Source organism: Streptomyces sp. NPDC005483 (genome assembly GCF_040606035.1).
Lineage (GTDB): Bacteria > Actinomycetota > Actinomycetes > Streptomycetales > Streptomycetaceae > Streptomyces.
Genome location: NZ_JBEXEA010000011.1, coordinates 58,213 through 70,217 on the forward strand (window position 1 = coordinate 58,213; position 12,005 = coordinate 70,217).

Consider the following 12,005-nt stretch of genomic DNA (forward strand, 5'->3'; position numbering starts at 1 on the left):
GTGGCGCGACGGACGGTTGTCCATCGCGCCACCAGAAGGGGTGAACGCTCGTAACTTTCCGGTGCAGGTCGCGTTCCGTCGCGCTAGGAGATCATCCGGACACGGAACGTCAGGTCGCGGCCACCTCCCGGCGCTCCGCCCGGCGCCGGGCCGCGATCCGCGGGTCGAGCGCCGGTACGGCGGCCAGGAACTGCTGGGTGTACGGGTCCTGCGGGCTGTCGTAGACCTCGTCGGCCGGGCCCTGTTCGACGATCCGGCCGCGCCGCATCACGGCGACGCGGTCGCTGACCTGGCGTACGACGGCGAGGTCGTGCGCGACGAAGACCAGCGCGAGTCCGAGTTCCCGCTGCAACTCGCCGAGCAGGGCCACGACCTGGGCCTGGGTGGTGACGTCGAGCGCGGAGACCGGTTCGTCGCAGACGATGACGCGCGGGTCGGCCGCGAGGACCCGGGCGATGCCCACGCGTTGGCGCTGGCCGCCGCTGAACTCGTGCGGGTAGCGGTCGTAGTGCGCCCCTTCGAGCCCCACACGCTCCAGGAGTTCGGTCACACGCCCCCTGATCCGTTTCTCGTCCCGCTCGCCACGCGCGCGCAGTGGGTCGGCGATGGACTCGCCCACGCTGCGGCGGGGGTTGAGGGAGGACACGGGGTCCTGGAAGACCATCTGCACGGCCGGGTTCACGCCCCCGCGCGCGTGGCCGTCGTGACGGACCTCCCCCGCCGTCGGCTCCAGCAGCCCGACCAGCATCCGTCCCAGCGTCGTCTTGCCGCTGCCGCTCTCGCCGACGACGCCGAGGGTCTCGCCCCGGCGGACGGTCAGCGAGACGTCGTCGACGGCCGCGAAGGCCTTCCTGCCGCGGCCGAACTCGCGCCGCAGGCCCTTCGCTTCGAGGACCACCTCGCCTGATGCCCGGGAGGGTGCCCGCGGCGCGTCCAGGCGCGGTACGGCGGCGAGCAGTTCGCGTGTGTACGCCTCCCCCGGGGCCCCGAGCACCGCGCCGACCGGTCCCTGCTCGACCGCGCGACCGTGCCGCATGACGAGCACGTCGTCGACGCTCTCGGCGGCGACGCCCACGTCGTGCGTGACGAGCAGCAGGCCCATGCCGGTCTCCTGGCGCAGCGTGTGCAGCAGGTCGAGGATCTGTGCCTGGACGGTCACGTCGAGCGCGGTCGTCGGCTCGTCGGCGATCAGCAGGTCGGGCCCACAGGCCAGTGCCATCGCGATGAGAGCGCGCTGGCGCATCCCGCCGCTGAACTCGTGCGGACGGGACCGGGATCGCCGTACGGCGTCCGGGATGCCGACCCGGTCCAGCACCTCCACCGCACGCGCGCGTGCCGTTCGTCGCGACACACGCGTGTGCACGCGGTACACCTCGGCGATCTGGTCGCCGACGGCGTAGTACGGGTCCAGGGACGTCAGCGGGTCCTGGAAGACCATCGCGGCCCCGGCGCCCCGCAGCCGCCGCAGTTCGTCGTCCGGTGCCTGCTGTACGTCCACCCCGGCGACCTCGACCGAGCCGCCCACGCGCGCGCCCGTGCCGCGGTGCAGCCCGAGCAGGGCCGAGGCGACCGTGGACTTGCCGGAGCCCGACTCGCCGACCAGGGCGAGGGCGGCGCCCCGCTCCAGGCGGAAGGAGAGGCCGTCGACGGCACGCAGGTCGCCGAACGCGACGGTCAGGTCCGTGACATGGACGAGACTCATGCGAGCACCACCCGTCGGTCGGCCACCGCGTACAGGACGTCCGCGAGGGCATTGGCGAGCACCACGAAGAAGCCGATCACCAGGACCATGCCGACGACGACCGGGAGGTCGACGACATTGACGGCGTGGACCAGTTCCTGGCCGATGCCCGGAAGGCCGAAGAGGGTCTCGGTGAGGACGGCTCCGCCGATCGCCGAGCCGACGTTGTTGGCGTTCAGGGCGATGACCGGCGCCAGGGCGCCCCGCAGGGCGTGCCGTCCCACGACGGCCCGCTCGGCGACGCCGTACGCGCGGAAGGTGCGGATGTGGTCCTCGGCCAGCGTCTCCAGCATGGCCGCCCTGGTGAGGCGGGCGAACGCGGCGGCCTCGATGAGGGCGAGCGAGAGCCAGGGCAGCAGCAGGTTCCACGCCCATTGCTCGGGATCGTCGGTGAGGTTCACGTACTGCGGGAAGGGCAGCAGTTGCAGTTCACCGCAGACGACGATCATCAGGACCAGGCCGATGACGAAGACCGGGGTCGCCCAGCCCGCCAGCGTGAAGGCGGTCAGCACCCGTTCGGTGAACCTGCCGCGTCGCCACGCCGAGAGCACTCCGGTGCCGACGCCGAGGACCAGCCAGAGCACCATCGCGCCGAACACGAGCGAGAGGCTGACCGGGAGCTTCGTCAGGATGAGGGTCAGGACCTGCTGGTCTGTCTGGTACGACAGCCCGAGGCAGGGCGCCGCGCAGTGCTCCACCGAGGTGCCCGTGGAGTAGTCCTGGCCGGCGACCATGCCCTGCAGGAAGTGCCAGTACCGCACCCACAGCGGGTCGTCGAGCCTGAGTTGCTGGGCCACCTGGTGCACCTGCTCCGGGGAGCAGCGTGGGCCGCAGGTGATCTGGGCGACGTTGCCGGGGGTGGCGTAGAAGACGACGTAGACGATCACCGAGATGGCCAGCAGGGTGATCACGGTGCCGACGGCACGACGGAGCAGAAAGCCACCGAAGCCGCTCATGCGGTTTCCTCCTTGCCGGCCTTGGCCTCGCGCCGGCGGCCGGTACCGACGCTCAGCCGCGAGGCCGCGCGCGGGTCGAGGGCGGTGCGGACACCGTCGCCGAGGACGGTGAGGGCGAGGACGGTCACGAACAGCGCGCTCGCGGGCAGCAGCAGGTACTGCGGGGCCGCCTGGTACCAGACGTCCGCGGCGGTGAGCATCTGGCCCCAGGACGGCGTCGGCGGCTTCACGCCGACGCCGAGGAACGACAGGGCGGCCTCGACGCTGATGTTGACCGGCATGAGGATCGCGGCGTAGGTGATGACCGGTGCGGCCAGCCCCGGCAGCAGTTCCCGGCGGGCGATGTGCCAGGTGTTCCAGCCACTGAGCCGGGCGGCCGAGACGTAGTCGAGTCCCTTCAGGGTCAGGGTCTGGGCCCGCACGATCTTCGCGATGTTGCCCCAGGCGATGAACCCGATGACGAGGGTGACCAGAACGGTTCGCGGGAAGCTGGAGGGGACGATCGCGAGCAGCGCCAACGACATGATCATCAACGGCATGGCGACGAAGATGTCGGTGATCCGGCTCAACAGTTGATCAACCCATCCACTGCCGAGCGCGGCGGCGACCCCCATCACGACCCCCACGACGACCTGGATCACGGTCGCCGCCAGTGCGACGCCCAGCGACACGCGGGCGCCGTAGGCCAGGCGCGCGAACAGATCGCGCCCTGTCTGCGGCTCGACGCCGAGCCAGTGGTCCCCGCTGAGGCCCCCGAAGGACCCGATGGGCACGCCTCCGCGCGCGGAGTCGATCAGGGCGGGGTGGTAGGTGGTGGGGTCCTGGCCCTCCAGCGCGGTGAGCAGGGACGCCGCGAGGGCGACCAGGACCAGCAGTGCGACGACCGACGCCGCGACCATGGCGGCGCGCTGCGCCCGCAGCCGCCGCCAGAACTGACGGGCCCCCGAGACCCCCGGGACGGTTGCCCCGGGGACCTCGGCGGCGACAATTGCCTCGCTCATCGGGTTACTTGACCGCGACCTGCGAGATGTCCAGAACACCGGTCCAGTCGCTGATCACGACGTTCTTGATGTCCTTGCCGACCAGGCGCTTGTAGACCGGGTGGAACAGCGGCACGGTCAGGGCCTGCTCACCGATCTTCTTGTCCAGTGCACCCCACCTCTTGGCGACAGCGTCAAGATCGGTCAACTTGTTGATCGCGTCAATCTCGTCATTGACCGACTCGTCATTGAGCAGGCCGGTGTTGAAGTTGGCGCCGTCCTTGACGATCTGCCGGCCGTCGAAGATCGGGGCCAGGAAAGGGCCGCCGGAGGGCCAGTCGGCACCCCAGTGGGCGAGGAAGAAGCCGGGCTCGGTCTTCACGCTGTGGACCGTGTCCGAGTAGTCGTTCTCCTCCAGGCCCTGGAGCTTGACCGTGATGCCGGCCTTCTTGAGCGCGTCCTGGATCGCGGTCGCGATCTCGGGGCTGGTCTCGAAGTCCTTGGCGTTGGAATGCGTCAGGGTGACCGTGAGCCCGTTCGGGTGACCGGCCTCCTTCAGCAGCTCCCTGGCCTTCGCCGCGTTACCCGTAGCGCCCGCCGGGAAGAGGTCGTACGGCTCGTAGCCGAAGGACTTCTGGTTCGGCAGGAAGGTGGTGGCGGACTCGGCGAGCGCGCTGCCGCCGGCCGCGTTGACCACGGAGGAGCGGTCGATGGCGTACGAGATCGCCTGCCGCACCTTGACGTCGTCGAACGGCTTGACCGTTGGGTTGAACGCTATGTAGTTCGTGTAGCCGAAGTGCCCGGTGCCGACGCGGGAGGCGAGTTCCTTGTCGCCGGTCACCTTGGCGAGCTCGGCCGGGCCGAGGTTGGTGTCCGTGGTGACCGCGGCCGCGTCCGCGCCCTGGGACGCCGACAGCCGCTGGTTGATCACCGAGGAGTCGAGCCCGGACTTGACGTCGATCCGGTCCGGGTACGCCTTGCGCTCGGGGTCCAGCGCCGTCGACCAGTACTTGTTGCGCTCCAGGACCAGGTGCTCGCCGTCGTTCTCGTTAGTGACGACCTTGTACGGGCCGGACGAGACGGGGTGCTCCTCGTACTTCGTACCGGTGTCCTTGGCCTTCGGGACGGGCGTGAACTGCGTCTGCGTGGCCAGGTACGGGAACTCACCCTCGGGCTTGTTCAGATGGAAGACGATGGTGCGGTCGTCCGGCGTCTCGATCGCCGCGAGTCCCTTCTTGTCCTTGTACGGCCCCTGGTAGTCGGCCGCGCCGACCAGCCAGTCCCGCAGATAGGGCGCGCCGCCGGAGAGTTCGGGCGCGAAGGAGCGCTCGATGCCGTACTTGATGTCGGCCGAGGTGATCGCGGTGCCGTCCTCGTACTTGAGGCCCTTCCTCAGGGTGTACGTCCACACGGTCGCGTCCTTGCTGGGGCGCCCGGTGTCGGTGGCGAGGTCGGGGACGACCTTGGCGCCGGCGGCGCCGTTCTCGCGGTTGCGGGTGGTGAGGGTGCGGAAGACGAGGGAGGGCACGTTGCCGCCGCCGGAGGTGTACAGGCGGGCCGGGTCGAAGTCCTGCTGCGGATTGGAGTTCAGGACCGTCAGGGTGCCGCCCTTGTGGGGCGTGGAGTCGCCGCCCGAGCTCTTGGCATCGTTGTCCTCAGGGCCACAGGCGGCGGCGCCCGCTGCCAGAACCAGGCTTACGGATACCGCGGCCACGCGGCGCGCTGTGAGGGACGGTTGACGCATCGGAGACGACCTCTCGAGTGTGAGTCTCGAATGGCGAGACGGATTGACGAAGGGTGAGACGAACATGGACAGACGTCCGCCCCGGCGTCGGGTCGTCGAGAGAGCCGTGACTCGGGTCACGGAGACTTGAGGGATTCGCGACGCGCGCGCCTGAGGGCGGGCGTCAGCGACAGAGAATGTCGGCCACGCAGAGCGGGGTCACACCGATGAGCGCCAGCTCGATGGCGGCGCTGCTCTCGACGGCATGACTAGACCACATGCGCAGCAATATGTACGACCGATCAACACATGTCAATGTGACATATGTGCCCGCCTGTCAACTGCCGGGGTACGCCCAGGGGTTGGCCCGGCAGTGGATCCCGTCGTGGTCGAGGAACTTGGTCTGCTGCTGCATGACCGGCGCGAGCTCGCCGTTCTTGTCGCAGGTCACATGGGAGTAGCCCAGGCGGTGGCCGACTTCATGGTTGATCAACATCTGCCGGTACGCATGGATCTGATCACCGTATGTGGTTGATCCCTGCGCCCATCGATAGGCATTGATCATCACGCGTTCGGTGGCGGCCGAGTCGCACGAGACGTTGTCCTCCGTGGTGTCGAGGCCGGACTTGGCGCACCAGTCGGCCGTGGTGCCGGGGCTGGCGAGGGTGATCACGAAGTCGGGCTTGCCGGAGTAGACACGCTCGAAGGTGCGGGCCCCGTCGTGGGCCCAGCTGCGGTCGTCGTTGAGCGTCTTCTGCACGGCCTCGGCGAAGAGTGCGCCGTCGAGTCCTAGGCCCTGTTCCACGTCCACGCGGTAGGTGTACTTCTGTCCCTTGCCGGGCGCCTTGTCGACCCCCTGGACCGCGTCGAACTTCCCCGAGCCGTCGAGCTTGGCGCTGAGCGGGTACTTGGTGTCCATCTTCTGCTCGTACGTCAGCGGCGCCACGACGGCCGGGGACGACGCCGAGGGCTGTCCCACCGCGCCCGTGGCAGCGTCCCGGGCGTCCCGTGCCTGGTCGGTCGCCGACTGCGCGCCCGAGGCGGTGCCGCGTCCGTCGGTGACCTGTCCGGCCACGACGACGGCGAGCACGGTGACGACGGCGGCGGCCGCGATGCCGGTGAACGCCCGGCCCTTGCCGCCCTTGGCCGCCGGCGGCTGGTCGTCCGACGGCGCGTCACCGGAGTCGGGGCGGGCGTCCTCGTCGGTGCGGACGTCGGCGTCGCCGGGCCGGTCGGTGACGGAACCGTACGGATCGGAGGGGTGTGCGGCGGACGGATGCGCGGCGGTGGGCCTTCCGGGCCCCCCGACGGGACCGTTCGCGGGAACGGGGCCGCGGGGACCGCCGGGCGCGAAGAGGTCGACATCGCCGGCGAAGGCGTCGACGTAGTCCTGGCGTGGCCCCGACCGCGATCCCGGCGGGCCCTGCCGTTGCCGTGGCAGTGCGGCCCCGGGCCCGGCGGCGTGCCCGCCCGGCTCCTGACCGCTCAACTCCCCCCAGGCGCCCCCGGATTCACGCTGCTCGGGATGCCCACCACGGACGCGGGGCACACCCTGGGCGGGGGTGCCGTCGGGAAGCCGCGGAACTCCGCGCGGGGGCGTACCGTCCGGGAACCGCCGCACACCTTGGCCGGACGGGCCGTCGGACACACGCGGGACTCCGCGCGCGGGCGTACCGTCCGGCAGCCGCAGCACCCCACGCGCAGGCGTGCCATCAGAAACCCGAGCGGAGCCAAGCCCGGTCGTCCCCCCATCCCCAACCCGAGGAACCCCACGCGCCGGCGTCCCGTCCGGAACCCGAGGAACCCCGCGCGCAGGCGTCCGGTCCGGCAGCCGCGGGCTGCCCGGTGCGGGCACCCGGCGCCCGGCAGCGCCGTTCCCTGGTCCAGCGGCCGGTGACGCGTACTCGGGGCTCCGGCCCCCCGGCCGTGCAGGCCGCGGCGCCGGAGCGGCGGAAGACGGCGTCCGTTCCCGGCCCGTCGGCTCCGCGGCGGGTCCCGTGGCGCCCGCCTGGCCCGGACCGTCCTTGCCGGAACTGCTTTTGTCAGGCCCCTTCTTGGGAGCGGGCCCGCGTCGACTGTGGCGTCCCACGCCGCGCCTCAGCTCCCCACGATGGTGGTGTCGGCCCCGTCGCCGGAAGCCGTTGCGGCGTCTCTTCCGCCACCGGAGGCTCCCCCACCGGAGGTGCCCACGGAGCCGTCACGCCGGTCAGAGCTTCCCACAGAACCGTCGGAAGCCCCCTCGGCCATGGCCGCCTTGTCCGCGGTGAACTCCCGGAACGCCCCCGCCACCGTCTCCGGGTACTCCATCATCGCCACGTGCCCCGCCTCCGGCAGGGTCAGCAGGCGGGAGTCGCGGAAGGCGCGGGCCGCCTTCTGGGCCATGCGGAAGCCGACGAGCTGGTCACGACCGCCGTAGACGAGCAGCGTGGGGGCGAGCACACGCTCGGCCTGGCGCCACAGGGCGTGCTGGCCGCCCAGCGTGTACGCGTTCACCAGCCCGCGCGCGGAACGCGTCAGCGCGTCCCAGAAGTACGGCAGTTGCAGCCGCCGTTCCATCTCCTCGACGGCTTGCTGGAAACCCTCGGGACTGACCCGTCCGGGATCGCCGTAGCAGAGAGCCGTGACCCCGCGGACGCGTTGCTCGGCCGTCCAGTCCTTGCTGAAGCGGGTGAAGAGACCGGCCACGCCCGGCAGTGCCAGGAGCCCCGTGGGCACGGCGGTGCGCTGGACGCGGATCTCCGGGAGGGCCGGCGAGACGAGCGTGAGGGTGCGCACCAGGTCGGGCCGCACCGCTGCGACGCGCGTGGACACCGCGCCGCCGAGGGAGTTCCCGAAGAGGTGGACGGGACCGCGGCCGGACGCGTCGAGAAAACGGATCACCGCACGCGCGTGGGCGGTGATCGAGTAGTTGCCGTCGTCCGGCGGCGGTGAGTCCCCGAAGCCCGGCAGGTCGACGGCCTCGCCGTCGACGTCGCTCTCCAGCTGCTCCATCAACGCCGACCAGTTCTGCGAGGAACCGCCGAGGCCATGGACGTACAACGCGGGCGGCAGCCCCTCGCGCGCGGGTGGCCTCGAACGCACCGTCAGAGTGATCCCCGGCAGTCCCACCGACCTGAGCCGCTCGCCCTCACCGACCCTGACGGGTGCCACTTTCGGAAGGACGGTGGCGGGCGGCACGAAGGGCAGCTCGGTCGAAGGCATGCGGCAATGTTACGAGACGATCACGCTGTGGTTCATGTGTTCGCCATCACAGGGCACATGTGCGAGGTGTGCGCGGTGCGGAAGGCGCCGTGCGGCACGCAGATCGCATGGCGTCCAGATCGTGTGTCTCCTAGGCTCGTACGCAGGGCACCCGGATGTGGCCCCCTGTGTACATCAGGGACGTTCTAGGAAGGGAGCCCACCATGGCCTACGACCCCACCGACCCCGAGGCCCTCGCAGCGCTCGAGGCCCTGGAGAACGAGGAGGACGCCGACGAGCTCGACGTCGAGGCCCCCGAGGTCGACGCCGCCGAGCAGCGCGCCGACGTCACACCCCACCGCGACGACCCGCTGACCGGCGTCGACCCCGGCCGGGCCAACGAGGCCGACCTGGTCGAACAGGCACGGGTCGTCTCGATCGACGAGGACGACTACCGGTGACCTCGGCACATTTGGAGGCAGCCGACTGACGCAGCCGACAAAGCGCTCATCGGGGGGTTACCGAGCGGGACCGGGACGGCCTGTGCCCGCTAGATGCCCGTTTGAAACCTTTGCGCGACTTTCGTCACCGTCCGGTCCGTGAAATTCTGCGCGCTCACCGCGCACAGCAGGGTTACCGAAAAGTACGATGGCGGCGCGGCGCACACCGCATGTGGACGACATTGGGAGGCGGCGTGACAGCCATCGAGCAGACAGAGGCAGCACGCCCGCGGGGGACGCGCCTGCCGCGCCGTGCCCGACGGAACCAGCTGCTGGGCGCCGCGCAGGAAGTCTTCGTGGCACAGGGCTACCACGCGGCCGCGATGGACGACATCGCCGAGCGGGCCGGCGTCAGCAAGCCGGTGCTCTACCAGCACTTCCCAGGCAAGCTCGACCTGTACCTCGCCCTGCTGGACCAGCACTGCGAGTCCCTGATCCAGGCGGTGCGCGCCGCGCTCGCGTCGACGACCGACAACAAGCAGCGCGTACGGGCGACCATGGACGCCTATTTCGCGTACGTCGAGGACGACGGCGGCGCCTTCCGCCTGGTCTTCGAGTCGGACCTGACGAACGAGCCCGCCGTGCGCGAGCGCGTCGACAAGGTCACCGTCGAGTGCGCCGAGGCGATCTCCGAGGTCATCGCCGAGGACACCGGCCTCTCGCGCGCGGAGTCGATGCTGCTCGCGTCGGGCCTCGGCGGTCTCGCGCAGGTGGTGGCCCGTTCCTGGCTGCACAGCGACCGCAGCGTCCCCCGCGACCAGGCGGTCCAGCTGCTGACCTCGCTGGCGTGGCGGGGCATCGCCGGATTCCCGCTGCACGGCACCGAGCACCACTAGCCGCGGAGCACCCTCAAGGGCCCTCAGGATCCCTCAGGGCCCCTGAGGGATCTTCCCAGGGATCACCCAACGACCCGCACGCGCGCGTGCGGGTCGTTTGTTCCCGTGCGTTGTTCGCTGTTGGCGTTCTTGCGCGCAACGTGTACGTCCCCTCACCGGGCTAATGTGTGCTGGGTACGGCGCGGAAGGTCGCGCACTTCACTGACCGTCGGAGGGACATAGCCGTGGAGGTCAAGATCGGCGTGCAGCACGCGCCCCGCGAGATCGTTCTGGAGAGCGGTCAGAGCGCCGAGGAGGTCGAGCGGGCGGTGTCGGAGGCGCTGGCCGGCAAGTCTCAGCTGCTGAGCCTGGTGGACGAGCACGGCCGCAAGGTCCTCGTCCCGGCCGACCGTCTCGCGTACGTCGAGCTCGGCGAGCCGGCTCCGCGCAAGGTGGGCTTCGGCGCGCTGTAGGCGGACAGACGAAGAGGGGCCCGGCGACCGGAAGTCGCCGGGCCCCTCTTCGTGTGGTGGGCGGACTTTCCTCCACGGATGGAGCACGAACAGCACCTCGGGGAGGATTGCATTCCGCAGGTCACGGGTATGACGGGCTACGACCGTAATGCGCAGTGTGGCCGTGTGGGAGGGACCCCATGATGTTGATCGAAGCGCTCGGCTCCGCTCTGCTCGGTCTCGTGCTGGCGGGGGCGGCGGCACACCGTCTCGCCCACCGACTGCCGACCCGTTCCCTGGTCCTCGCGACGGGCACCGCGGGCGCCCTCTTCGGCGCCTTCGTGACCCACACCGCGCTGGACCCCGGCAACATCCTGCTGATCCTCCTGGGCGCGGCGGTGGTCTCGGTGGCGTCGCTTTCCCTGCTCCTGCGGCCGTCAGGCAGACTCCGCCGATCAGCAACCGCCTAGACGACACCCACCGGGGGCGCGGGGAACCGCCGACCGGCCACGGACGACCCGCGGTCGACCGGCGTCCCGGGCCCCCGCCCCTCGGGCACTACGCCGCCAGGCCCAGTGCGGCCATCCGCTTGGTGTGCGCCTCGGTGATCCGGGAGAACATCCGCCCCACTTCGGCGAGGTCGAACCCGTCCGCGACGCCCCCGACGAGCATCGTCGACAGCGCGTCCCGGTCCGCGACGACCCGCTGCGACTGCGACAGCGCCTCCCCCATCAACCGCCGTGCCCACAGGGCGAGTCGCCCGCCCACGCGCGGATCGGCGTCGATCGCCGCCCGCACCTTCTCGACGGCGAACCCGGCGTGCCCGGTGTCGTCGAGGACGGCCAGCACCAGCTCGCGCGAGTTCGTGTCGAGCCGGGCGGCGACCTCCCGGTAGAAGTCACTGGCGATCGAGTCGCCGACGTACGCCTTGACGAGCCCCTCGAGCCAGTCCGACGGAGCCGTCTGCCGGTGGAAGCCGTCGAGTGCCGCGACGAACGGCTCCATCGCGAGCGTCGGCTCCTCGCCGATCTCCGTCAGCCGGTCGCGCAGCTTCTCGTAGTGGTGGAACTCGGCCGACGCCATCTTCGCCAGCTCCGCCTTGTCCGACAGCGTGGGCGCCAGCTTCGCGTCCTCCGCGAGCCGCTCGAAGGCCGCCAGTTCGCCGTACGCGAGCGCGCCGAGCAGGTCGACGACCGCGGCTCGGTACTGCGGGTCGGCGGAGGCCTTCGTCCAGTCCTGGGCGGCGACGCCGGTGGGTTCGGCAGCGGTCTCGGAGACGTTGTCGGGCTTGTCAGAGGTCGTCATGAAGCGCACAATAGCCCGCTCTCCGGACGGCGTAAGGTCCAGCTCAATCAGTGTGACGACGACTACGTGACCAAATCGGCCATCACATGTGCGCGAATCCGGGGTATGGTGGTAATGCGCCTGCTGGTACGACAGTCCTTCATGAGTGCGCCACTTCATGAGTGCGCCGTACCTCGACAGGCCGCACGTATGAGGATGCCCGGTCGGAGGCCCGATCGGCTCCGACCCGACAGCCCTCCTCGCCCGTACGGCACAGTGCGTACGGAGTTCGGAGGGGGACCCTCAGCGGTACGAGCGCTAGAGCGTCGGCAGTGGTCCCGTGCCATACGGCTTAGCCCGTAAGGCAGCCGACG

The 12,005-nt window shown here is 70.6% G+C and carries 12 protein-coding genes; 4 read left to right on the plus strand and 8 right to left on the minus strand.

What is annotated here, in order from left to right; all coding sequences use genetic code 11:
* Positions 1-109: 109 nt before the first annotated feature.
* The 7 genes from ABZT06_RS21990 to ABZT06_RS22020 all read right to left on the minus strand — a co-directional run bounded on the left by ABZT06_RS21990 (position 110) and on the right by ABZT06_RS22020 (position 8,601).
* Positions 110-1,702 (minus strand): ABC transporter ATP-binding protein, encoded by a 1,593-nt coding sequence (locus ABZT06_RS21990; protein WP_355743246.1) that lies wholly within the window; start codon positions 1,700-1,702, stop codon positions 110-112.
* Positions 1,699-2,697, minus strand: a complete 999-nt coding sequence (locus tag ABZT06_RS21995) for an ABC transporter permease (RefSeq protein ID WP_355743249.1) — start codon at positions 2,695-2,697, stop codon at positions 1,699-1,701. Before ABZT06_RS21995 ends, ABZT06_RS21990 begins: the two co-directional genes overlap by 4 nt.
* Positions 2,694-3,698, minus strand: a complete 1,005-nt coding sequence (locus ABZT06_RS22000) for an ABC transporter permease (RefSeq protein WP_355743251.1) — start codon at positions 3,696-3,698, stop codon at positions 2,694-2,696. Before ABZT06_RS22000 ends, ABZT06_RS21995 begins: the two co-directional genes overlap by 4 nt.
* Before the next feature lie 4 nt (positions 3,699-3,702).
* A complete protein-coding gene (locus ABZT06_RS22005) occupies positions 3,703-5,421 on the minus strand; it encodes an ABC transporter substrate-binding protein (RefSeq protein WP_355743254.1) in 1,719 nt (572 codons plus the stop codon).
* Positions 5,422-5,584: 163 nt separating this feature from the next.
* Positions 5,585-5,680, minus strand: a complete 96-nt coding sequence (locus ABZT06_RS22010; protein WP_329230691.1) for an Ms4533A family Cys-rich leader peptide — start codon at positions 5,678-5,680, stop codon at positions 5,585-5,587.
* 57 nt (positions 5,681-5,737) lie between these two features.
* Positions 5,738-7,489, minus strand: a complete 1,752-nt coding sequence (locus ABZT06_RS22015) for a DUF3152 domain-containing protein (protein WP_355743258.1) — start codon at positions 7,487-7,489, stop codon at positions 5,738-5,740.
* Between the two features lie 8 nt (positions 7,490-7,497).
* On the minus strand, positions 7,498-8,601 hold the full coding sequence (locus tag ABZT06_RS22020) for an alpha/beta hydrolase (RefSeq protein WP_355743261.1): 1,104 nt from the start codon (positions 8,599-8,601) through the stop codon (positions 7,498-7,500).
* Between the two features lie 203 nt (positions 8,602-8,804).
* Here ABZT06_RS22020 and ABZT06_RS22025 point away from each other — a divergent pair, with 203 nt between their 5' ends.
* From ABZT06_RS22025 to ABZT06_RS22040, 4 genes are all read left to right on the plus strand, one after another.
* The gene (locus ABZT06_RS22025) at positions 8,805-9,041 is read left to right on the plus strand and encodes a hypothetical protein (RefSeq protein ID WP_355743264.1); all 237 of its coding nucleotides are present in this window, start codon (positions 8,805-8,807) and stop codon (positions 9,039-9,041) included.
* 233 nt (positions 9,042-9,274) lie between these two features.
* The gene (locus ABZT06_RS22030) at positions 9,275-9,916 is read left to right on the plus strand and encodes a TetR/AcrR family transcriptional regulator (RefSeq protein WP_355743267.1); all 642 of its coding nucleotides are present in this window, start codon (positions 9,275-9,277) and stop codon (positions 9,914-9,916) included.
* A gap of 224 nt (positions 9,917-10,140) precedes the next feature.
* Positions 10,141-10,368 (plus strand): DUF3107 domain-containing protein, encoded by a 228-nt coding sequence (locus tag ABZT06_RS22035; protein ID WP_019754243.1) that lies wholly within the window; start codon positions 10,141-10,143, stop codon positions 10,366-10,368.
* Between the two features lie 182 nt (positions 10,369-10,550).
* Positions 10,551-10,817, plus strand: coding sequence for a hypothetical protein (locus ABZT06_RS22040; protein ID WP_355743851.1), 267 nt, complete (start codon positions 10,551-10,553; stop codon positions 10,815-10,817).
* 88 nt (positions 10,818-10,905) lie between these two features.
* On the opposite strand, the gene ABZT06_RS22045 is transcribed toward ABZT06_RS22040, so the two are convergent.
* Complete coding sequence (locus ABZT06_RS22045; protein WP_355743270.1) at positions 10,906-11,661, minus strand: ferritin-like fold-containing protein; 756 nt, start codon at positions 11,659-11,661, stop codon at positions 10,906-10,908.
* Between the last annotated feature and the right edge of the window lie 344 nt (positions 11,662-12,005).

Excerpts from the sequence above, each read along its gene's own strand:
- ABZT06_RS22040 (WP_355743851.1), top strand. The coding sequence starts at position 10,551 with ATGTTGATCGAAGCGCTCGGCTCCGCTCTGCTCGGTCTCGTGCTGGCG.
- ABZT06_RS21995 (WP_355743249.1), bottom strand. The coding sequence starts at position 2,697 with ATGAGCGGCTTCGGTGGCTTTCTGCTCCGTCGTGCCGTCGGCACCGTG.
- ABZT06_RS22025 (WP_355743264.1), top strand. The coding sequence starts at position 8,805 with ATGGCCTACGACCCCACCGACCCCGAGGCCCTCGCAGCGCTCGAGGCC.
- ABZT06_RS21990 (WP_355743246.1), bottom strand. The coding sequence starts at position 1,702 with ATGAGTCTCGTCCATGTCACGGACCTGACCGTCGCGTTCGGCGACCTG.
- ABZT06_RS22000 (WP_355743251.1), bottom strand. The coding sequence starts at position 3,698 with ATGAGCGAGGCAATTGTCGCCGCCGAGGTCCCCGGGGCAACCGTCCCG.
- ABZT06_RS22010 (WP_329230691.1), bottom strand. The coding sequence starts at position 5,680 with ATGTGGTCTAGTCATGCCGTCGAGAGCAGCGCCGCCATCGAGCTGGCG.
- ABZT06_RS22020 (WP_355743261.1), bottom strand. The coding sequence starts at position 8,601 with ATGCCTTCGACCGAGCTGCCCTTCGTGCCGCCCGCCACCGTCCTTCCG.
- ABZT06_RS22005 (WP_355743254.1), bottom strand. The coding sequence starts at position 5,421 with ATGCGTCAACCGTCCCTCACAGCGCGCCGCGTGGCCGCGGTATCCGTA.